This is a genomic window from Methylosinus sp. DMC45 (assembly GCF_056313885.1).
This window is the reverse complement of sequence record NZ_JBQUZK010000033.1, coordinates 212,613-231,486: the sequence shown is the minus strand read 5'-3', so window position 1 is coordinate 231,486 and position 18,874 is coordinate 212,613. Positions and strand designations below refer to the sequence as shown.

General features: G+C 65.8%; 18 protein-coding genes. 9 read left to right on the top strand and 9 right to left on the bottom strand.

The features are described 5' to 3' along the window. Window positions 1-93 precede the first annotated feature (93 nt). Complete coding sequence (locus ACT53T_RS07940) at window positions 94-348, bottom strand: hypothetical protein (RefSeq protein WP_018265347.1); 255 nt, start codon at window positions 346-348, stop codon at window positions 94-96. 110 nt (window positions 349-458) lie between these two features. After that, window positions 459-1,649 (bottom strand): cystathionine beta-lyase, encoded by a 1,191-nt coding sequence (gene metC / locus ACT53T_RS07935; protein WP_476160805.1) that lies wholly within the window; start codon window positions 1,647-1,649, stop codon window positions 459-461. 142 nt (window positions 1,650-1,791) lie between these two features. Here metC and ACT53T_RS07930 point away from each other — a divergent pair, with 142 nt between their 5' ends. Both ACT53T_RS07930 and ACT53T_RS07925 read left to right on the top strand, forming a co-directional pair. Next, window positions 1,792-2,805, top strand: coding sequence for an amino acid ABC transporter substrate-binding protein (locus ACT53T_RS07930; protein ID WP_476160833.1), 1,014 nt, complete (start codon window positions 1,792-1,794; stop codon window positions 2,803-2,805). 10 nt (window positions 2,806-2,815) lie between these two features. Next, window positions 2,816-3,766, top strand: coding sequence for a DUF817 domain-containing protein (locus tag ACT53T_RS07925; protein ID WP_476160804.1), 951 nt, complete (start codon window positions 2,816-2,818; stop codon window positions 3,764-3,766). Here ACT53T_RS07925 and ACT53T_RS07920 read toward each other — a convergent pair. After that, a complete protein-coding gene (locus tag ACT53T_RS07920) occupies window positions 3,745-4,296 on the bottom strand; it encodes a DUF2478 domain-containing protein (RefSeq protein WP_036287134.1) in 552 nt (183 codons plus the stop codon). The two genes, ACT53T_RS07925 and ACT53T_RS07920, sit on opposite strands and share 22 nt — an antisense overlap. A gap of 177 nt (window positions 4,297-4,473) precedes the next feature. Here ACT53T_RS07920 and ACT53T_RS07915 point away from each other — a divergent pair, with 177 nt between their 5' ends. Beyond that, the gene (locus ACT53T_RS07915) at window positions 4,474-5,178 is read left to right on the top strand and encodes a VWA domain-containing protein (RefSeq protein ID WP_476160803.1); all 705 of its coding nucleotides are present in this window, start codon (window positions 4,474-4,476) and stop codon (window positions 5,176-5,178) included. A 12-nt stretch (window positions 5,179-5,190) separates the two neighbouring features. After that, complete coding sequence (locus tag ACT53T_RS07910) at window positions 5,191-5,916, top strand: DnaJ domain-containing protein (RefSeq protein WP_476160802.1); 726 nt, start codon at window positions 5,191-5,193, stop codon at window positions 5,914-5,916. A gap of 55 nt (window positions 5,917-5,971) precedes the next feature. Here ACT53T_RS07910 and ACT53T_RS07905 read toward each other — a convergent pair whose 3' ends face one another. After that, on the bottom strand, window positions 5,972-7,654 hold the full coding sequence (locus ACT53T_RS07905) for an SPOR domain-containing protein (protein WP_476160801.1): 1,683 nt from the start codon (window positions 7,652-7,654) through the stop codon (window positions 5,972-5,974). A 267-nt stretch (window positions 7,655-7,921) separates the two neighbouring features. On the opposite strand from ACT53T_RS07905, the gene ACT53T_RS07900 reads away from it, so the two are divergent. The 4 genes from ACT53T_RS07900 to lipA all read left to right on the top strand — a co-directional run bounded on the left by ACT53T_RS07900 (window position 7,922) and on the right by lipA (window position 13,436). Continuing rightward, the gene (locus ACT53T_RS07900; RefSeq protein ID WP_018265355.1) at window positions 7,922-8,263 is read left to right on the top strand and encodes a phasin family protein; all 342 of its coding nucleotides are present in this window, start codon (window positions 7,922-7,924) and stop codon (window positions 8,261-8,263) included. 211 nt (window positions 8,264-8,474) lie between these two features. Beyond that, window positions 8,475-11,942, top strand: a complete 3,468-nt coding sequence (gene dnaE, locus ACT53T_RS07895; RefSeq protein ID WP_476160800.1) for a DNA polymerase III subunit alpha — start codon at window positions 8,475-8,477, stop codon at window positions 11,940-11,942. Between the two features lie 201 nt (window positions 11,943-12,143). After that, a complete protein-coding gene (locus ACT53T_RS07890) occupies window positions 12,144-12,452 on the top strand; it encodes a GlsB/YeaQ/YmgE family stress response membrane protein (protein WP_400767769.1) in 309 nt (102 codons plus the stop codon). Window positions 12,453-12,461: 9 nt separating this feature from the next. Beyond that, window positions 12,462-13,436 carry a lipoyl synthase gene (gene lipA, locus ACT53T_RS07885; protein WP_476160799.1) on the top strand — a complete coding sequence of 325 codons (975 nt, stop codon included), beginning with the start codon at window positions 12,462-12,464 and terminating at the stop codon, window positions 13,434-13,436. On the opposite strand, the gene ACT53T_RS07880 is transcribed toward lipA, so the two are convergent. Beyond that, window positions 13,363-13,767 (bottom strand): DUF488 domain-containing protein, encoded by a 405-nt coding sequence (locus ACT53T_RS07880; RefSeq protein WP_476160798.1) that lies wholly within the window; start codon window positions 13,765-13,767, stop codon window positions 13,363-13,365. The genes lipA and ACT53T_RS07880 overlap by 74 nt on opposite strands. A gap of 113 nt (window positions 13,768-13,880) precedes the next feature. Here ACT53T_RS07880 and ACT53T_RS07875 point away from each other — a divergent pair, with 113 nt between their 5' ends. Further along, a complete protein-coding gene (locus ACT53T_RS07875; protein WP_018265360.1) occupies window positions 13,881-14,351 on the top strand; it encodes a type II toxin-antitoxin system RatA family toxin in 471 nt (156 codons plus the stop codon). Here the strand turns inward: ACT53T_RS07875 and ACT53T_RS07870 are convergent. The 4 genes from ACT53T_RS07870 to ACT53T_RS07855 all read right to left on the bottom strand — a co-directional run bounded on the left by ACT53T_RS07870 (window position 14,336) and on the right by ACT53T_RS07855 (window position 18,843). Further along, a complete protein-coding gene (locus ACT53T_RS07870) occupies window positions 14,336-14,836 on the bottom strand; it encodes a CinA family protein (protein WP_476160797.1) in 501 nt (166 codons plus the stop codon). The genes ACT53T_RS07875 and ACT53T_RS07870 overlap by 16 nt on opposite strands. Before the next feature lie 156 nt (window positions 14,837-14,992). Next, a complete protein-coding gene (locus tag ACT53T_RS07865; protein WP_476160796.1) occupies window positions 14,993-15,697 on the bottom strand; it encodes an HD-GYP domain-containing protein in 705 nt (234 codons plus the stop codon). A gap of 289 nt (window positions 15,698-15,986) precedes the next feature. Then, window positions 15,987-17,798 (bottom strand): methyl-accepting chemotaxis protein, encoded by a 1,812-nt coding sequence (locus ACT53T_RS07860; RefSeq protein ID WP_476160795.1) that lies wholly within the window; start codon window positions 17,796-17,798, stop codon window positions 15,987-15,989. A 160-nt stretch (window positions 17,799-17,958) separates the two neighbouring features. After that, window positions 17,959-18,843 (bottom strand): hydrogen peroxide-inducible genes activator, encoded by an 885-nt coding sequence (locus tag ACT53T_RS07855; RefSeq protein ID WP_476160794.1) that lies wholly within the window; start codon window positions 18,841-18,843, stop codon window positions 17,959-17,961. Between the last annotated feature and the right edge of the window lie 31 nt (window positions 18,844-18,874).

The window sequence follows — 18,874 nt, the reverse complement described above, 5'->3', positions numbered from 1 at the left end:
CCGAGGTCGGGGCGTCTCATGCGAGCGGCCGCGTCCGCGGCGCTCGATCTCAGAAGAGAATAGGAGCCGATTTTCTCAGCGCAAGAGGAAAGCTCAGCTCGAGCGCGTCATTTCTGGAAATCGTGCGAGAAAGGCGCGCAGCACGACGAGCTGATCCGCCGCGCGGCGCTGCAGCCCGAGGTCCAGAAAGCCGTCGAGATCGGAGACGATGAGATCGCGCACCACGGCCGGCCCATGGCCGAGCCCGAGCAGATAGGACGCCAGCAGCGCCTCGTGCTGCGCCGAATGCCGCACGCCGGACATGACCTCATTGGAGGTGGGCGACAGATCGAAAGCTTCACCACGCATCGAACCGTTCCCCTCGAGTTCGCCCGCGACACTCCGTCGCGCTCCGATGCGTAAGTATGCGCTTTCGCGCATATGCGAAATCAAGGGGAACTACCTATTCAATGCGATGCTTACGCTTTTGCGGCGCGCAGCCGCGCGAAGCCGGCGTCGAGATCCTCCTTCAGATCATCCAGATCCTCGAGCCCGATCGAGAGCCTTATCGCCGGACCGCCGGGCGCCCATTCGGTCGCGGTGCGATAGGAGGCGCAATCGAAGGGCAGGGCGAGGCTCTCGAAGCCGCCCCAGGAATAGCCGAGGCCGAACAGCTCGAGCCCATCCAGCATTGCGGCGACGGCCTCCGGGGAAACCGGCTTCAAGACGAAGGAGAACAAGCCGGTCGAGCCGAGAAAGTCGCGCTTCCACAAAGCGTGGTCGGCGTGGTTCTCGAGGGCCGGATGGATCACCTCCGCGACCTCCTCGCGCTCGGCGAGCCAGCGCGCCATCTCGAGGCCGGCGCGCTCGGCCTCGCGCAATCGCAATTCCATCGTGCGCAGGCCGCGCAGCGCGAGAAAGCAATCCTCCGGCCCGGGACAGATGGCGAAGGCGTTGTAGGTGGCGCGCAGACGCTTGGCCCATTTCTCATTCGCCGAGACGAGGCCGAGCAGGAGATCGGAATGGCCCGCGAGATATTTGGTGCCGGCCTCTATGGCGAGATCGACCCCGCGCTCATGCGGCGGAAAAAAGAGAGGCGTCGCCCAAGTGTTGTCGAGGACGACGCAGGCGCCGCGCGCATGGGCGACCTCGGCGATGGCGGGAATGTCCTGCACCTCGAGCGTCTGCGAGCCGGGCGACTCGGTCAATATGGCAGTGGTGTTCGGCCGCATCAGCGCGGCGATATCGGCGCCGATGCGCGGATCGTAATAGGTGGTCTCGACGCCGAGCCGCTTCAGCACGCTGTCGCAGAACATGCGCGCCGGCAGATAGCAGGAATCGGTGACGAGCAGATGGTCCCCGGCCTTCAGCGCCGTCAGCAGAGCGAGGGTGATCGCCGCGAGGCCGGAGGGGACGGCGACGGCCTCCGCCGCGCCGGCGACGTCGATCCAGGCCTCCTCGAGCGCGCGCGTCGTCGGCGTGCCTTTGGTGGCGTAAGTATAGGCGCCGCGATTGGCGAGCAGCGACGCCGTATCGGGAAACAGCACGGTGGAGCCGCGATAGATCGGCGTGTTGACGAAGCCGAATTGCTCGGAGGGCCGGCGCCCGGCATGGGCCAAGCGGGTGCGGCTTTTCTTTTTTCGCCCAGATTGTCCTCTAGTCTCGCTCATGTCTCGCCTACCGGCCTTTCTGCGAACGCGATTGCGGCGGCCTCGTCCGCGCCGCAGTATAGACTGTTCGCGCAGGACATGGGCGAAAGAGGAGCAATTGTCCAATGATCGCCGATCGCCCGAGCCCAATCCAGAGTCGGACATGATCTCTCGCCTGTTCCGCAATATTCTCATCGCGAGCGCTCTGCTGCTCGCCGCCGGCGCCGACGCCTCGACGCTCGAGCAGGCGCAAAAGCGCGGCTTTTTGATCTGCGGCGCGAGCAATGGCCTGCCGGGCTTCGCGCATCAGGACGAGGCCGGCCGCTGGAGCGGCTTCGACGTCGATTTCTGCCGCGCGCTCGCCGCCGCCATTTTCGACGATCCCGAAAAAATGCGCTTCGTGACGCTCTCCGCCAAGGATCGCGTGAAGGCGCTGCAATCGGGCGTCGTCGATCTGCTGGCGCGCGGCGCCGCTTTCACCCTGTCGCGCGACGCCGGGCAGGGGCTCTCCTATACGGCGATCAGCTTTTTCGACGGACAGGGTTTTCTCGCGCGCAAAAAATCCATCGCCGCGTTGCGCGATCTCGGCGGCCTCTCCGTCTGCGTGCAGCAGGGCACGCCCTTCGAGCTCGATCTCGTCGATTTCCATCGCGAGGGCATGAAGCCGATCGAGCCCAAGCTGTTCCCGACATTCGAGGAGGCGGCCAAGGCCTATTCCGACGCCAAATGCGAGGCGCTGACCGCCGATCTCTCGACGCTCGCCGCCAAGCGGCAGGAGCTGGCCGCGCCGGCCGATCATGCGATCCTGCCCGAGCTCATCGACAAGGAGCCGCTCGGCCCGATCGTGCGGCAGAGCGACGACCAATGGTTCGACATCGTGCGCTGGACGCATTTCGCCATGGTCGACGCGGAGGAGCTGGGCGTGACCTCCGCCAATGCGGACGAGCAGCTGAAATCGGCCGATCCGCGTGTGCGGCGCCTGCTCGGCGTCGATGGCGGCCGTGTGGAGGGGCTGGGGCTCGAGGCCGATTGGGCCTATCGCATCGTCAAGCATGTCGGCAATTACGGTGAAGTGTTCGAGCGCAATCTCGGCGCCGGCTCGCCCATCGGCCTCGAGCGAAGGCTCAACGCTCTATGGACGAAGGGCGGGCTGATGTATGCGCCGCCGGTGCGGTGAGCGAAAAGAAATGGACCCGGGCTTTTTCGATCCTCGCGCCAGCGCGGCGGCGCAATGGGCGCCATTGGCGCGCTTCGCCATCGCCGAGGCGCGCCTCGCGCGCTGGGCCTCGCAGCGGCCGTCGCGCCGCCTCATCTACGAGTTTCTACGCTTCGGCGTGAAGCAGGCGTGGTCGTGCCTGTTCGGCTTTCTGATGGTCGGGCTGCTGATCGCGACGCATTTCGTCTATCCGCGCGAATTTGTCCTCGCGCGCTATGATTTTCTCTTCCTCGCCGCGCTCGCCATTCAGGCGCTGCTGCTCGCGACGCGTTTCGAGACCCTGCAGGAAGCCAAGGTGATCCTGCTGTTTCATCTCGTCGGAACGGCGATGGAGATCTTCAAGACGGCGATCGGCTCCTGGATCTACCCCGATCCGGCCTTTTTCCGCATCGGCGGCGTTCCGCTCTTCACCGGCTTCATGTATGCGGCGATCGGCAGCTATATGATGCGCGCCTGGGTGGTGTTCGACTTCCGCTTCATCCGCCATCCGCCGATATGGATGGTCGCGGCGCTCGCCGCGGCGATCTACGCCAATTTCTTCCTGCACCATTACCTGTGGGATTTGCGGATCGCGCTTTTCGCGGCGACGGCGGCGCTGTTCGCGCGCACATGGATATTCTACCGCGTGCATCACTCATGGCGATCGATGCCGCTGCTGCTGGCGGCGCTGCTCGCCGCGAGCTTCATCTTTCTCGCCGAGAATATCGGAACCTTCACGCGCACTTGGCTCTATCCGAGCCAGCTCGCGGTCTGGTCGCCGGTCGGCGCGGCCAAGCTCGGCTCATGGTTCCTGCTGCAGATCGTGAGCTATGCGCTGGTCGTCGCCGTCAAGCGGCCGCGCGCGCCCGACGCCGAGCCGCTGGAGCTTTCACGCGAGCGTCATCGCCGCCGTTTGGCGGATCATTCCGCGCCCGTGAGCTGAGCCTTTTGCGCGCGCTCCCACCAGGCGAGGAGCGCATCGAGGTCATGCGCGAGGAATTCCGCCAGCGGGCCGGCGAATTGGCGCCATTCCTCGACGTAATGCGGCGACACCGCCGTCACCACCGGAACCTTCGCCAGCATGGAAGCGCGGAAAGCATCGGCGAGGCCGCCGCGCGAGGCCTCCTGCTTGCTGAACTTGCTGATCACGACGAGATCGACGCCCTCGGCGACGCGCCGCTCTATCGAGGCGCAGGCGAGCGCCAACTCGCTCGAGTCGAGATTGCAGGCGACAGAGCCCGCCCCCAGATCCTGCGAGATCGCATAGAGCGCGCCATCGGCGACGTCGCGCAGCACGATGCGGCTGCGGCCCGTCGCCTCGTCGAGAACGCGCGCCTGAGTGACCCCGGCGACGCGCGCTCCGCTCTCGGAGAGTCGCCGCGCGAAATCGGCGATCAGCGTCTGCGCCTGAACGCTCGGCTCGCCGGGAAGGGCGGCGATGGGCGTTGCGGGCAAGGAAGCGTAAAGGGTCATTTCGGCTTTCCGGTAAGGGCCTCGCGTCGCGATTTCTGTCGAAAGACGCGGCGGGTTCGCCTATCCTCGGACGTTCGGCGGAGCGGGCCGGCCTTGCTCGGCGAGGCTCGCGCCTCTTGTCATTCCGGGGCGGCGACCGATCTGATATAAACGGTCAGGGACGCGACGTGAACAGCCGTGAGCGATGAACGAGGCAATGCGCCGCTTTCTCCCTCTGCGCGGGCGCAGGCGGTGGAGGCGTTCATTCGGGAGGCGCGGCGCGTCGGCGCAGCGGCCGAGCGAGGCCGGCTGATCTTCGCGCTCGACGCCACGATGAGCCGCCAGCCGACATGGGATCTCGCGCAATCTTTGCAGGGCCGCATGTTCGAGGAGACCGCGGCGCTCGGCGGGCTCGACGTCCAGCTCGTGTTCTTTCGCGGCTTCGGCGAATGCCGCGCATCGGGATTCGTCGGCGGCGGGCAGGGGCTCGCGGCGCTGATGGCGAAAATCTCCTGTCGCGGCGGCCGCACGCAGATCGGCAAAGTGCTGCGCCATGCGCTCGAGGAGACGAGCGCGCGCCGCATCGGCGCTCTCGTCTTCGTCGGCGATGCGATGGAGGAAAACGCGGACCAGCTCTGCGAGCTCGCCGGCCGGCTCGGCCTTCTCGGCGTGAAAGCCTTCATGTTCCATGAAGGCGCCGACGCGCAGGCGGGCGCCGCCTTTCGCGAGATCGCGCGGCTGACCGGCGGGGCCTACGCCGCTTTCGACGCCTCGGCGCCGCGTCGTCTCGCCGAGCTTCTGTCCGCGGCTGCGGCTTATGCGGCGGGCGGGCTGGCCGAGCTCGAACGGCGCGCTACAAAAGGCGAGGACGCCGCGCGCCTTCTTTTGTCACAAATGGGGTGAGGAGCCCGCTTCATGCCGGTTCTGATCGGATTTCTCGCATTGCTGCTCGCGCTCTACGGATTGCGCATGTTCACGCGCGCTTCGCCGGCGGCCATGGCCCGCGTCATTCGCAAGGGGGGCGGCGCGGCGACGATCGCGCTCGGCCTGTTCTTCATCTTGCGCGGTCGCATCGACATCGGCCTGCTGCTGGCCTCGGCCGGCATGTGGCTCTATGGCGCCTTCTCGCGCGGGGTGAAGCGCTTCGGTCACGGCACCACGGGGGCGGGCGTCTCGCGCGTGCGATCGGCCATGATCGAGATGGAGCTCGACCATGCGAGCGGCGCCATTCGCGGCACGATCCTCGCCGGCAAGGACGAAGGCAAAAGGCTCGACGCGCTGACGCGGCCGGCGGTGATGGAGCTCTACCGCCATTGCCGCAGCGTCGATCCAGAAGGCGCCCGTCTTCTAGAGGTGTATCTCGACCGCCGGTTTGCCGGCTGGCGTCAGACAGGAGACGGTGGACGCAACGCGGGGGGCGCGGATGCGGGCGGCGTCGGACCAGGCCGCCGCGGCGGCACGATTTCGGAAGATGAGGCCTATGAAATTCTGGGCCTCAAAAAGGGAGCGGCGCGCGAGGACATCGCGCGGGCGCATCGCGATCTGATGAAGAAGCTTCATCCTGACCATGGAGGGACGACCGATCTCGCGGCTCGGGTGAACGAAGCCAAAGATGTCCTCATGCGTCGTCATCATCATTGAAGCTCGGCCTTGTTTGCTCAATGCTCGTCGCTTTTTGGAAAAATAGGTCCGTCGATCAATTCTTCGTCGCAAAACATGAGAAGCCCGAGCGCTTCAGCGCGCGACAGGCGGTCTCCGCGCTTTTCTCCTCGAGCCCGGCGAAACGGGCGCGGTAGAGCGTCTCTCTTCCCTTCTGCACCTTCTCGGTGAAGGCCTTGGCGGTGGCCGGCACGCCCTTGGCGCGGGCGCGCGAGAGCAGCTGCTGCGCTTTTTCGGCGTCGTCGGTGGCGCCGATCTGAATCATCCAGCCCGAGTGGATCGGACGGGCCTGATCGGCTTTGGACAATTCGGCGCGATCGCTGCGGGCGACCAGCGTGCGATCCGCGTCCGAGATGCGCGCCGGCAGGGCGGTCGGCGTCGTCGCCGAGGCGACCTTCGTCCCATGGCCGGCCTTGGCGGAAGTCGAGCCGTCCGCGGTCGCATGAACGCCATCGCGGCGGGACGGCTCGGGCTGGCGCCGCGCGCCGCTCTCTTGCGCCGGCTCCTTTTTGCCGCCGGCGACGAAGGCCGGGCGAATCTTGTCGCCGCGCACGGGCGTCGGGACGGCGAGAAGCGGCGGAGCCGAGGCCAGCGCCATCGGCTGCGGAGCGCGCGGGGCGGGAGCCGGAACAATGGGAGTGGTGACGGCGGCCGCGACGACCGGCGCCTCGTCCTTCTCCTCCTCGGCGGCCTCGGCGCGGGCGACCGGCGCCGGAGCGGGCTCGCCCTCGGTGATGGCGCGCGCGGTGCGGACGGCCGCGCCATCGTCGATATGCTCGGCGATGAGGCCGGCCATCACGCGGTCGCGGGCCGCGGCCGTGCGGCCGCCCATGACGACGGCGACGATATGATGGCCGTCGCGGCGCACCGAGGTCAGCAGGTTGAAGCCGGAGGCGTGGGTGTAGCCGGTCTTGATGCCATCGACGCCGCGAATCTGCCCGAGCAGATGATTGTGATTGCGATGCGACTGGCCGCGCCAGACGAAGGCGTGGGTGGAGAAATAGTGATAATAGCGCGGGAAGCGGTCCTGGATCGCGCGGCCCAGCACGGAGAGATCATGCGCCGTGGTGATCTGCTCGTCATTGGGCAGGCCGGAGGCGTTGGCGTAATGCGTGCGGCTCATGCCGAGCTGATGCGCCTTATGCGTCATCATCTCGGCGAAGCTCTCCTCGTCGCCGGCGATGTTCTCGGCGATAGCGGCGGCGATGTCGTTCGCCGATTTGGTGACGACGGCCTTTATGGCGCTCTCGACGTCGATCGTCTGGCCGGGGGCGAGGCCGAGCTTGGTCGGCGCCTGCGACGCCGCATGGGCGGAGATGACCAGCGGCGAGTCGAGCCGCAGCCGCCCCTTCTCGAGCTGCTCGAACAGGAGATAGAGCGTCATCACCTTGGTGACGGAGGCGGGATGGCGCAGCTCGTGCTCATTGCGCGCATAGAGCGTGCGGCCGCTATTGGCGTCGACCACGATGGCGGCGAAGGCGGGACCGCCGCCGGCCTCCGAATGGCCGCGCCGCGCCGCATGGGAGAGATGCGCGCCGCCGCGGCGATGATGCGCCGCATGATGAATGAACGTGTGACGCGAATGATAGGCGCGGGCGGAATGATGATGACGTCTGGCCTCGGCCGGAAAAGCGAAGAGTGCCGATAAAGCGGCGAGAGCCGCCAGAGCCGCCACCCACTTCCAACGCTCGAGCCCGCCGGCGACGCCACGCTTCGTCATCTATGCATATCCCGTTCACTTGCCCCATCATGCGCTCGCGGCGGGCCCGATCAGCCTGGGCGTTGCCGAAAAGTCACATGATTACAATCTTACCGATATGAAGTTACCCCCTGGTTAAGGCGAAAGCAGACCGGGATTGTGGTTTTGCATCGCAACATTGCCGTTGACTTCGATTGTGCAATGCATATAAGCTGACCCTGTCAACTGAGCGCATGGAGTCCGCCACGGGGCGAAGGCCGAATAGCGCTCGATACGAGGACGAAACCGATGGTTGCCACTTTCGAAAGCGTTCAGCAGCTGGGCAAGGAGCAATTCGAAGCGGCGTCCGCGGCCGCGGCGGCCCTCACCAAGGGCTGGCAGACCATTGCGGCGGAGACGACCGACTATTCGAAGAAGTCCTTCGAGAAGAGCCGTCTCCTCGCGGAAAAGCTGATCGGCGTCAAGAAGATCGACGAAGCCCTGCAGCTGCAGTCGGATTACGCCAAGGGCGCGTACGAAGATTTCATCGCCGAGGCGACCAAGCTCGGCGAGCTCTATTCCAGCCTCGCCAAGGAAGCGTTCAAGCCGGTCGAAGCGGCGGCGACGAAAGTCTACTCCGCGGGCGAGTGATCGCCGGCCCGACGCGTCCTCGACACGAAATCTCGGAAAAGCCGGGCGGGACCTCCGCCCGGCTTTTCATTTATCGGCTCTGCGGCGCCGCAGTAGAATCACGAAGCCTGTGCGTAAAATCCGAGCGCCGTGACGCGCGCATTGCGAATCCCGGCGCTGCGGCGCGATAAGATCGCCCGAGACGCGGGAGACGTCGCAGGAGGCTGTCGAAATGAGCGCGATCGACGCGGTCGGCTTCGTCCATCTACATGTCCACACAGCTTTCTCGCTGCGCGAGGGCGCGCTGACCCTCTCGCGCGTCATCGATCTGGCCCAGAAGGACCAGATGCCGGCGCTGGCCGTCACCGACACCGATAATCTCTTCGGCGCGCTGGAGTTTTCCGAAAAGGCCGCCAAGGCCGGCGTGCAGCCGATCCCGGGCGTGCAGCTCAATGTCGATTTCGGCGACGGATCGCAGAATGTGGCGGGCGGCGCCGACGGGCGCGGCCATATCGTGCTGATCGCGCAGTCGGAGCAGGGCTACTCCAACCTCATTCGGCTCGCCTCGCGCGCCTATCTCGAGCCGGAGCAGGGCGAGGCCTCCCATGTCTCGCTGGCGAGCCTCGCCGAAAGCTGCGAGGGGTTGATCGCCCTCACCGGCGGCTCGGAGGGCGGGCTCGACACGCTCTACGCCAAGGGCAGGGCGGAGCAGGCGCTGGCGCGTCTCGAGGCGCTGCTGCCGCTCTTCGACGGAAGGCTCTATGTCGAGATCCAGCGTCACGGCCTCGCGACGCAGCGGCGCGTCGAGCCGCAATTGCTCGATCTCGCCTATCGGCGCGGCCTGCCTCTGGTCGCCACCAACGAGCCCTTTTTCGCCACGGCGGCGGATTTCGAGGCGCATGACGCGCTGCTCTGCATCGCCGAGGGCACAGTGACCAGCGTCGCCGAGCGCCGGCGGCTCTCGCCTCAGCATTATTTCAAGACGCGCAAGGAGATGCTCGCGCTCTTCGCCGATCTCCGCGAGGCGACGGATGCGACGGTCGAGATCGCGCGGCGCGTCGCCTTTCGTCCGCTGACGCGCAAGCCCATCATGCCGCGCTTCATGCTGGACGGCGAAGGGGGAGGGGAATCCCTCGAGGATATAGAGGCGCGCGAATTGCGCCGGCAGGCGAAGGAGGGCCTCGAGGCGCGCCTCCTCGCGCAGCCGCCGGCCCCGGGCCAGACGCGCGCGTCCTATGACGCGCGCCTCGAATTCGAGCTCGACACGATCGAGAAGATGCGCTTCCCGGGCTACTTCCTGATCGTCTCGGACTTTATCAAATATGCGAAATCGCAAGGAATTCCGGTGGGGCCGGGGCGCGGCTCGGGCGCGGGGTCGCTGGTCGCCTATGCGCTGACCATCACCGATCTCGATCCTCTGCGCTTCGGCCTCTTCTTCGAGCGCTTCCTCAATCCAGAACGCATGTCGATGCCGGATTTCGACATCGACTTCTGCCAGACGCGGCGCGGCGAGGTCATCGACTATGTCCGCGAGCGCTATGGCGCCGAGAAGGTGGCGCAGATCATCACCTTCGGCTCCTTCCTGGCGCGCGGCGTGCTGCGCAGCGTCGGCCGCGTGCTGGAAATGCCGCTGGGACAGGTCGACAAGCTCGCCAAGCTGGTGCCGCAGAACCCGGCGAAGCCGGTGACTTTGGCCGAGGCCGTCTCCGGCGAGCAGAAATTGCGCGAGGCGATCGACGAGGACGAGAAGGTCGCGCGCCTGTTCAAAATCGCCGGCGCGCTCGAGGGGCTCTATTCCAACGCCTCGACCCATGCCGCCGGCGTCGTCATCGGCGACCGGCCGCTCGACGCGCTGGTGCCGCTCTATCGCGATCCCAAATCCGATATGCCGGCCACCCAGTTCAATATGAAATGGGTGGAGCCGGCCGGGCTCATCAAATTCGACTTTCTCGGCCTCAAGACGCTGACCGTGCTGGCGACGGCCGTCGATCTCGTGCGCCGGCGCGCGGCGGATTTCGATCTCGCCACTATTCCGCTCGATGATTCCGAGACTTACGAAATGCTCGGGCGCGGCGAGACGGTGGGCGTGTTCCAGCTGGAAAGCGCCGGCATGCGCAAGGCGCTGGTCGAGATGCACGCCGATCATTTCGAGGACATCATCGCCCTCGTCGCGCTCTATCGGCCGGGTCCTATGGCCAATATCCCGACCTATTGCGCGGTGAAGCTCGGCGACGAGGAGCCGGACTACATCCACCCCAAGATCGAGCACATCCTGAAGGAGACATTCGGCGTCATCATCTACCAGGAGCAGGTGATGCAGATCGCCCAGGTCCTGTCCGGCTATTCGCTGGGCGAGGCCGATCTGCTGCGCCGCGCCATGGGCAAGAAGATCAAGGCGGAGATGGACGCCCAGCGCGAGCGTTTCGTCACTGGCGCGGTGGAGCGCGGGCTCACGGCGCAAAAGGCCAGCGATATCTTCGACCTGCTGGCGAAATTCGCCGACTACGGCTTCAACAAGAGCCATGCGGCGGCCTATGCGCTGATCGCCTATCAGACCGCCTGGTTCAAGGCGCATTATCCGGTGGAGTTTTTGGCCGCCTCCATGACGCTCGACAAGGGCAACACCGACAAGCTGGCCGAATTCCGCAATGAGGCGCGGCGGCTCGGCATTGCGGTCGAGCCGCCCTCCATCCGCCGTTCGGGCGTCGATTTCGACGTCGCGCCCGGCGCCGATGGCAAGCTCGCCATTCGCTATGCGCTCTCCGCCGTCAAAGGCGTCGGCGAGGGGCAGGCGGAGGCGATCGTGCGGACGCGCGGCGCCGCGCCTTTCCGCAGCCTCTCGGACTTCGCCCGGCGGATCAATCCGCGCGAGGTCAATAAGAAGGTTCTCGAAAATCTCGCCTGCTGCGGCGCCTTCGACGAGCTCGACGCCGACCGCGCCCGCGTCGTCGGCGCGATCGAGACGATTCTCGCTTGCGCCAATCGCTGCGCCGAGGACCGGCAGGCCGGACAGAATGCGCTGTTCGGCGGCGCGGAGGCGGAGGAGGAGCTGGTCCTGCCGAAGAGCCAGCCCTGGACGGCGTCCGAGAAGCTGAAGCGCGAATTCGACGCCGCCGGCTTTTTTCTCTCCGGCCATCCGCTCGACGCCTATGCGAGCGTGCTCGGCCGGCTGCGGCTGACGCGCTGGACGGAGTTCATCATCGCCGTGAAGCGCGGAGCGAGCGCCGGGCGGCTCGCGGCGGTGGTGCTCGACCGCGCCGAGCGGCGCACAAAGTCCGGCTCCAAAATGGGCGTCGTCCAGCTCTCGGACGACAGCGGGCAATATGAGGCGATCCTGTTTCAGGAGGGGCTCAACCAATATCGCGACCTTTTGGAGAAGGGCGCGACCGTGCTGGTGACGCTCTCCGCCGCGCTCGAGGGCGAGGATGTGCGGGCGCGCATCACCGAGGTGCAGCCGCTCGCGGCGGCCGCCGCCAAGGCGCAAAAAGGGCTGCGCATCTTCCTTCAGGACGCCGCGCCGCTCGACGCGCTGAAGTCGCGGCTGACGACGCGGGGCGAGGGCGAGGTCTCGATCGTGGTCGCGCTGGAGCGCATGGCGAGCGAGGTGGAGATCAAGCTGCCGGGCGGCTATTCCGTCTCGGCCGATGTCGCCGGCGCGCTGAAGACAATTCCCGGCGTGCTCGCCGTGGAGCATGTCTGAGGCGCCGCCAAAGCTAATGTAGCATATTAGGTAATTACACTTATTTATTGAAATAATTACGTAATATTGCTGATGCGCGACTTCGCCTCGGCGATCTCGTCGACAGCCTGCGACGCCGCGCCTCTTCTTGTCGACGTGAGATGCGCCTATCTTGTAGCAGGGTCCGCGGCAGGCGGCGCCCGCTCGATCGGGGTGGCGGAAATGGACGCTGCGATCGCCTTTCTCGGAAAGCTCGACGCGGGCTTTCTTCCCCTCGTCGTCATCGGCGCGTTCGGCGGCTGGCTCGTCGGCGCGTTGCTGCGAAGCTCCGATCAGCTCTTCTCCGATATGGCGATCGGCGTCGCCGGCGCTTGGCTCGGCGCGCAATTCGCCGAATTCTGCGGGCTCGTTCTCGACGGCTCGATCGGCCATTTCCTCGCCGGCCTGCTCGGGTCCATAATCAGCGTCTCGCTCTGGGCGCGAGTCGACGGCGCGACTCCTCTACGGCCGGGCGAAAGGCCGAGACATTAGGCGCAACCCATGACCGTCCTTCTCGATCTCCTCAACGACGACCCGCGCAAGCGCGATGCGCCCACGCTCCGCCACCCGGAAAAGGCGCATCGGCCGGACACGCCGCTCGCGCGCAAGCCGGACTGGATCCGCGTCAAGGCGCCGGGCTCGGCGGCCTGGCGCGAGACTGGCGCGATCCTGCGCGGCGGCGGACTCTCCACCGTCTGCCAGGAGGCCTCCTGCCCGAATATCGGCGAATGCTGGGAGCAGAAGCACGCGACCTTCCTCGTCATGGGGTCGGTGTGCACGCGCGCCTGCGCCTTCTGCAATGTGGCCACCGGCCTGCCGGCGGCGCTCGATTCCACCGAGCCGGAGCGCGTGGCGGAGGCGACGGCCAAGCTCGGCCTCGCCCATGTGGTGGTCACATCGGTCGACCGCGACGATCTCGACGACGGCGGGGCGGATCATATCGCGCAGACGATCCGCGCCATACGCGCCGCCTGTCCGACGACGACGATCGAGGTGCTGACGCCGGATTTTCTGCGCAAGGAGGGCGCGCTCGAGAAAGTCGTCGCGGCGCGGCCGGATGTGTTCAACCATAATCTCGAGACCGTGCCGTCCCTCTATGTGACGGTGCGGCCGGGCGCGCGCTATTTCCATTCGCTGCGGCTGCTGCAGAGGGTCAAGGAGCTCGACCCCGCCATCTTCACCAAATCCGGCCTGATGGTCGGGCTCGGCGAGACGCGCAACGAGATTCTCCAGGTGATGGACGATCTGCGCGTGGCCGATGTGGACTTCCTCACCATCGGCCAATATCTGCAGCCGACCCGCAAGCATCACGAGGTCGCGCGCTTCGTGACGCCGCAGGAGTTCGAGGCGCTTTCCACGATCGCCTACGCCAAGGGTTTCTCCATGGTCTCCGCCTCGCCGCTCACCCGCTCCTCGCACCATGCGGGCGCGGATTTCGAGCGGCTGCGGGAGAAGCGGCTCGGCGCGTCTCGATGATCTCCTTCAGCGCGGCGGCATTGTTCATCGCCGGCTCGCGCGAGGAGAAAACCAGCGTCACCACATTGCCACGGCCGAGCGCGCGCAGGCGCTTCAGCTCCTCCGGGCAGGTCTCGCGCAGCTCGCGGGCGTAGCGTGTCTTGAACTCCCGCCAGCGTTGGGGCGAATGGCCGTACCAGCGGCGCAGAGCGTCGCTCGGCGCGACGAGGCGATCCCATTCGTCGAGCGCGGCCTTCGCTTTGGAGAGGCCGCGCGGCCACAGGCGATCGACGAGGATGCGCTTGCCGTCCTCGGCGCTCGCAGGCTCATAGGCGCGCTTGATCTTGAACATGATTTTCCCCGGGCCGAGGCCGCTGGGGACGCAGATAGGGCGAAGGACGGCGAGGTCTTACGCTCGAAAACGCCGTTTTCGCGCCTTCCGCAATAGTGGTAATAGCTTCGCCCATGAAGAGCTTCCGCAACCGCCGCCGCGTGAACTTCCGCGCCGACGACATGTTCGCTTTGGTCAAGGATGTCGAATCCTATCCCAAATTCGTGCCGCTCTGCGAGGCGCTGCGCGTGCGCCGCCGCAGCACGACGGAGGAGGGGGTGGAGGTCATTCTCGCGGAAATGCAGGTGGGCTTCAAAGCGGTCTGCGAGCGCTTCACCAGCCGCGTTACCTGCGATCCGAACAAGCGCGAAATCCTCGTCGAATATGTCGATGGCCCGTTCAAGAAGCTCGAAAATCGCTGGACCTTCGCCGACGAGCCGGCCGGGCCGGATGGCGGCGCGCGCTCGGTCGTCGATTTCTACATCAATTATGAGTTCCGCAGCCGCACGCTCGGGCTGGTGATGGGGGCGATGTTCGACTCCGCCTTCCACAAATATTCGGACGCTTTCGTCAAGCGCGCCGGCGAGGTCTATGGCCGCCGCTGAGCGGCTTCTATCATCAGCTCCAGCGCTTGAACGACCGCGGCCCGCCGGATCGCCTCGCGCGTCTCGGGGCCGAAGCGGCGCTCGACATGCTCCACGCCGAAGCCTTTGCGAAGGCAGGCGAAATGGACGAGGCCCACCGGCTTTTCCACGCTGCCGCCGCCAGGGCCGGCTATGCCCGTGATCGAAACGGCGACATCGGCGAAGGAGCGCTCGACGGCGCCGCTCGCCATGGCCCGCGCCGTCTCGGCGCTGACGGCGCCGTAACGCTCGAGAATATCGTGAGGGACGCCGAGCATCTCCTCCTTCGCGGCGTTGGAATAAGTGATGAAGCCGCGATCGAAGGCGTCCGAGGAGCCGGCGATATCGGTGATCGCCCCGGCGACGAGCCCACCCGTGCAGGATTCGGCGGTCGCGATGCGCAGAGACTGCGCGCGGCAGAGGTCGAGCAGATGTTCGGCGAGGCGGGGCAGGTCGGGAGTGGGCATGTCGCAAAGAGCTCGAACGGCTTGTATGGCGAGCATAATCCCGCCCGCCGCGCCATCAAAGCGTCGCCGTCGAGCGGGGACGGAGTCGACGATGCGCTCACGACGGCTCTGTCGTGATTTTTCGCCGCAGGCCGAATTGGCGAAGACGGAAATTCCTCATGCCCGCGAGCGGCGATGCGGACGCCCTCTCGGGCTGTTCGCATCAAAACCGCTTATTGCACATAGCGCCGCAGCATCCCAAAGAAGACTCACGCTTCTGTCGGTGTCAAAAAGCGCTTCCAATATTTGGGGGTCGAACGCAAATCCTGAGCCGGCTCTTTGTATAGCGCGCATTCGCGCCAGAGCGCTGTCGTTTGTCTCCGCGGGCTTATAGCTTCGTCTCGAACGAAGCGCGTCGTACACGTCCGCCACGGCGGTAATTCGCGCCGCGAGCGGGATTTCTCTTCCGACGCGCCCCTTTGGATATCCCGAGCCATCAAATCTCGTATGATGCCATCGCGCAATATCCGCGGCCAAAGCGCCGTCGGGAGCCGATGAGGAGGCGAGAATATCCGCGCCGCTCTCCGAGTGCGTTTCGACAATCGCGCGCTCGTCAGAAGTGAGGACATCTGGAGACATCAAAATTCCGGTCGGCACCGCCAGTTTCCCGAGATCGTGAAAGTAAGCCGCTCGAGAAAACCGAGCGGCGCTCGCTTCATGACCAATGATGGAAGCGAGATGCGCAACCAGAGCGCTCACCCTGTGTGAGTGGAAAGCCAGCCCGAGCCCTGGAGTAGATTGCTCCGACTCCGCTATTCGTCTAGACAAATTCGAAAAAGCGTCAGTCGGAATCGACCGCAAATTACTCTCGGGCGAACGCATTAATTTCGGCTTTCCTCCGTTGCCTTCGGTAGATTTTCAGTTGGTTCTTAAATGCAGTAATACGACGAATGTGAGGCAATGAGATTGTCTACTGGAGGTCGGCAGCCGAAGCCTGGCAGAGAGACTGAACAAGGAAAGGCAGTTTCTTTATTTTATTCAATTTTTATTTACATTCCAACCTTTTCTCGTCCTCGCGAAAGCCGCTCTGGCGACGCCTCTGTGCTTCACTTGGCCCAGGCCGCTGGAAGGCGCCGAGGCTCGACAGCGCTTACATTCGGCATGTCGGCCCTCACGCCGCGCGCACGTCCCGCGTCGCCACAACCCGCAAGCGGGCGACCAGATCGATCAATTCGCGCGTGCGGGCGGTGAGATCGGCGTTGGCGCGTGAGGAGCGCGTCGCGATCGCGGCGTTCTCGCGCGTCGCCCGATCGATCTCGCCGATCGCGAGGCAGACGCCGCCGAGGCTCGCGGCCTGCTCCTTCGCCGCTGCGGCGACCTCCGCCACCAGAGCGTCGGAGGCCGCGGTCAGCTCGGCGACTTCCGTCAAGGCGCGGCTCGTCTCATTCACGAGACCGACACCGCGCTTCACCTGTGTCTGAGCGGTGGAGACGAGCTGGCCGATCTCCTTCGCCGCCTGCAAGGAGCGCTGCGCGAGCGAGCGCACTTCCGAGGCGACCACGGCGAAGCCGCGGCCGGCCTCGCCGCTGCGCGCCGCCTCGACGCCGGCGTTGAGCGCGAGGAGATTGGTCTGAAAGGCGATCTCGTCGATGATATCGACGATTTGGCCGATCTGCCGGGACGACGTCTCTATCGCGCTCATCGCGCCGATCGACTCGCGCAGGACGTCGCCGCCGCGCCGCGCGCTGCCGCTGGCGCGCAGCGCGAGATCGCGAACCTCGGCCGTCGTTTCGGCGGTGTGGCCGATCGCGGCCGTCGAGCGGTCGAGATCGGCGGTCGCTTTCTCGAGATCGACGGCCTGCCTTTCGCTGCGATCCGCGAGGCGGCCGGCGACCTCGGCGGCCTCCGCCGTCCCGTCGAGAACGGAGCGCGAATTGGCCGCCACCGCCGCTATGGCGCGGCGCAGCTTCTCCACCGCTATGTTGAAATTCTGGCGCAGCGCCTCGTATTCGGCGGCGAAAGCCTCGTCGATTCGATAGGTCAGCTCGCCCTGGGAGAGATTTTCCAGCCCGCGGGCGAGGGCGGCGACGACCGCCGCCTGGCTTTCCGCCGTGCGGCGACGCTCCGCCTCCGCCATTTCCCGCAGCTCGGCCGCCGCTCGGCGCTGCGCCTCGGCCTCCTGCTCGAGCCGGCGCTTGTCCCGCGCCGCGGCCTCGAAGGCCAGCAGCGCCCGCGCCATGTCGCCGATCTCGTCCCGCCGCTCGACATGTGGAACGCTCGCGTCGAAATCTCCGTCGGCGGCGCGCTTCATCGCGCGCGCGATCGTCGCCAGCGGGCGACGGATCTGCGTCGCGACGATCCATATGGCGGCGATGAGAGCAAGGCTCGTCACCGCCGCGGGCACGGCGAGCGTCAGCGCCTCCTCGCGGCCGCGAACATTCTCGCGCGCCTGGCGCTCGGCGGCGAGCCCGTCGAGCGTTCCCCGCACGAAGGCTTCCATCTCCGCGACCATTTTCTCGCGATTGGCGATGGTCGCCTCGTCATTGGCCTGCAGAAGCGCCGCCTTGGGGGAAATGGAGAGACCGAGCTCCACAGTGTCGTTCTGATAGGAAACGAATTCTTGCACGGCGAGCGCGATGCGCGTCTTGCGCTCGTCCGGGATGCGGACGTCCGCCCGAGCGAGCAGCGCCTCGCTCGCCGCGCGAAGCTCGTCGAGCGTTCGCCGCAGCGTTCCGAGCTTTCCTTCGATCTCCGCCTTGCTGTCGGATGCGAACACGGAATTGGCGACGATGGCCGAATGTTGGACGGATTGCGCGAGCCCGCGCGCCTGGAGGGCGAATGCATAGCTCGCCTCGAGAGCCTCCATCCGGCCGGCGTCGTGACGCGATTGCCAGAAGGCGAAAAGGGAGAGGCCGAGGGCGAGAGCGCCGAGCAGCGCGATGACCGCGCCGAGCTTGCCTGCGATGCTCGATGTGATTTTCATTGGACGCCGCGCGCGTGCGTTTCCAGACGTCGGCTCGGCGTCGGAAACGCGTTGAGACAAAGCCGAGAGTGGCGGCATCATCCGCTGCGCATGTTTCGAAAAAACTAAGACGAAGCCATTCAAGCCATTATTTTTAATGACGTTTCTATGACATCTCCCGCTACGGACGGTTTTGTCGCGACGCCACGATCATGCGACCGAGGGCGCGAAACTCGTCGCCGCGGCGCGAGGATTTGCGCCAGACGAGCCCGATGATCCGGCGCGGCTCCGGCGACTCGATCCGCAACACGCGTACGTTTCCTCGCGCCGTCTCGATCGGCAGGCTCATTTCCGGGAGCAGCGTGCAGCCCATGCCCGCCGAGACCATCTGAACCAGCGTGGTCAGATTGGTCATGCCGAAAGTGTCGATGTTCAGCACATTGCGGCTCTCGCAATAGCTGAGCGCCTGATCGCGCAGGCAATGGCCGTCCTCGAGCAGCAGAAGCCTTTGCGCTTTCAGCGTCTCCGCGCTGACCGAGCCCGCTTCCTCCGGCAATCCGCTCGAAGGAGCGACGAGAAAAAAGCGGTCCTCGAAGAGCGGCATGGAGTCGAGCTCTGGATCGACGGGCGTCGCCAGCATGACGAGATCCAGAAGGCCGTCATCCAACTCGGCCAGCAGCGTCGCCGTCTGCGCCTCGCGGATATGCAGAGGCCGCAGAGCGGCCGCGCCGCCGCCGAGCGCGTCGAACAAGGTCGGCAGAACATAGGGCGCGACCGTCGGGATTATGCCGAGGCGCAGCGGACAGAAATTCTGATCCGCCATCGTCTCCAGCTCCGAAATATCGGCGAGGATTCGGCGGGCGACCTTGGCAATCTCACTGCCGGCGGCCGTCAGTGTGACCAATTTGCCTCGCCGCTCGACCAATTGCGCGCCGACCTCGGCCTCCAGCTCCTTGATCTGCATGGAGAGCGCCGGCTGCGTCACGGCGCAGAGGTCGGCCGCCTTGCCGAAATGCTCGGTGCGGGCCAGGGCGTCGAAGTAGCGGAGCTGCTTGGTCGTTATCATCAGTTTTCCTGATCGATGATGAAGAAAATCG

What these genes read in the sequence shown, in the direction of transcription:
- ACT53T_RS07900 (WP_018265355.1), top strand. Translation starts at nt 7,922, where the DNA reads ATGGTTGCCACTTTCGAAAGCGTTCAGCAGCTGGGCAAGGAGCAATTC.
- ACT53T_RS07880 (WP_476160798.1), bottom strand. Translation starts at nt 13,767, where the DNA reads ATGTTCAAGATCAAGCGCGCCTATGAGCCTGCGAGCGCCGAGGACGGC.
- lipA (WP_476160799.1), top strand. Translation starts at nt 12,462, where the DNA reads ATGACCGTCCTTCTCGATCTCCTCAACGACGACCCGCGCAAGCGCGAT.
- ACT53T_RS07890 (WP_400767769.1), top strand. Translation starts at nt 12,144, where the DNA reads ATGGACGCTGCGATCGCCTTTCTCGGAAAGCTCGACGCGGGCTTTCTT.
- ACT53T_RS07870 (WP_476160797.1), bottom strand. Translation starts at nt 14,836, where the DNA reads ATGCCCACTCCCGACCTGCCCCGCCTCGCCGAACATCTGCTCGACCTC.
- ACT53T_RS07930 (WP_476160833.1), top strand. Translation starts at nt 1,792, where the DNA reads ATGATCTCTCGCCTGTTCCGCAATATTCTCATCGCGAGCGCTCTGCTG.
- metC (WP_476160805.1), bottom strand. Translation starts at nt 1,649, where the DNA reads ATGAGCGAGACTAGAGGACAATCTGGGCGAAAAAAGAAAAGCCGCACC.
- ACT53T_RS07920 (WP_036287134.1), bottom strand. Translation starts at nt 4,296, where the DNA reads ATGACCCTTTACGCTTCCTTGCCCGCAACGCCCATCGCCGCCCTTCCC.
- ACT53T_RS07910 (WP_476160802.1), top strand. Translation starts at nt 5,191, where the DNA reads ATGCCGGTTCTGATCGGATTTCTCGCATTGCTGCTCGCGCTCTACGGA.
- ACT53T_RS07865 (WP_476160796.1), bottom strand. Translation starts at nt 15,697, where the DNA reads ATGCGTTCGCCCGAGAGTAATTTGCGGTCGATTCCGACTGACGCTTTT.
- ACT53T_RS07925 (WP_476160804.1), top strand. Translation starts at nt 2,816, where the DNA reads ATGGACCCGGGCTTTTTCGATCCTCGCGCCAGCGCGGCGGCGCAATGG.
- ACT53T_RS07875 (WP_018265360.1), top strand. Translation starts at nt 13,881, where the DNA reads ATGAAGAGCTTCCGCAACCGCCGCCGCGTGAACTTCCGCGCCGACGAC.
- ACT53T_RS07940 (WP_018265347.1), bottom strand. Translation starts at nt 348, where the DNA reads ATGCGTGGTGAAGCTTTCGATCTGTCGCCCACCTCCAATGAGGTCATG.
- ACT53T_RS07905 (WP_476160801.1), bottom strand. Translation starts at nt 7,654, where the DNA reads ATGACGAAGCGTGGCGTCGCCGGCGGGCTCGAGCGTTGGAAGTGGGTG.
- dnaE (WP_476160800.1), top strand. Translation starts at nt 8,475, where the DNA reads ATGAGCGCGATCGACGCGGTCGGCTTCGTCCATCTACATGTCCACACA.
- ACT53T_RS07855 (WP_476160794.1), bottom strand. Translation starts at nt 18,843, where the DNA reads ATGATAACGACCAAGCAGCTCCGCTACTTCGACGCCCTGGCCCGCACC.
- ACT53T_RS07860 (WP_476160795.1), bottom strand. Translation starts at nt 17,798, where the DNA reads ATGAAAATCACATCGAGCATCGCAGGCAAGCTCGGCGCGGTCATCGCG.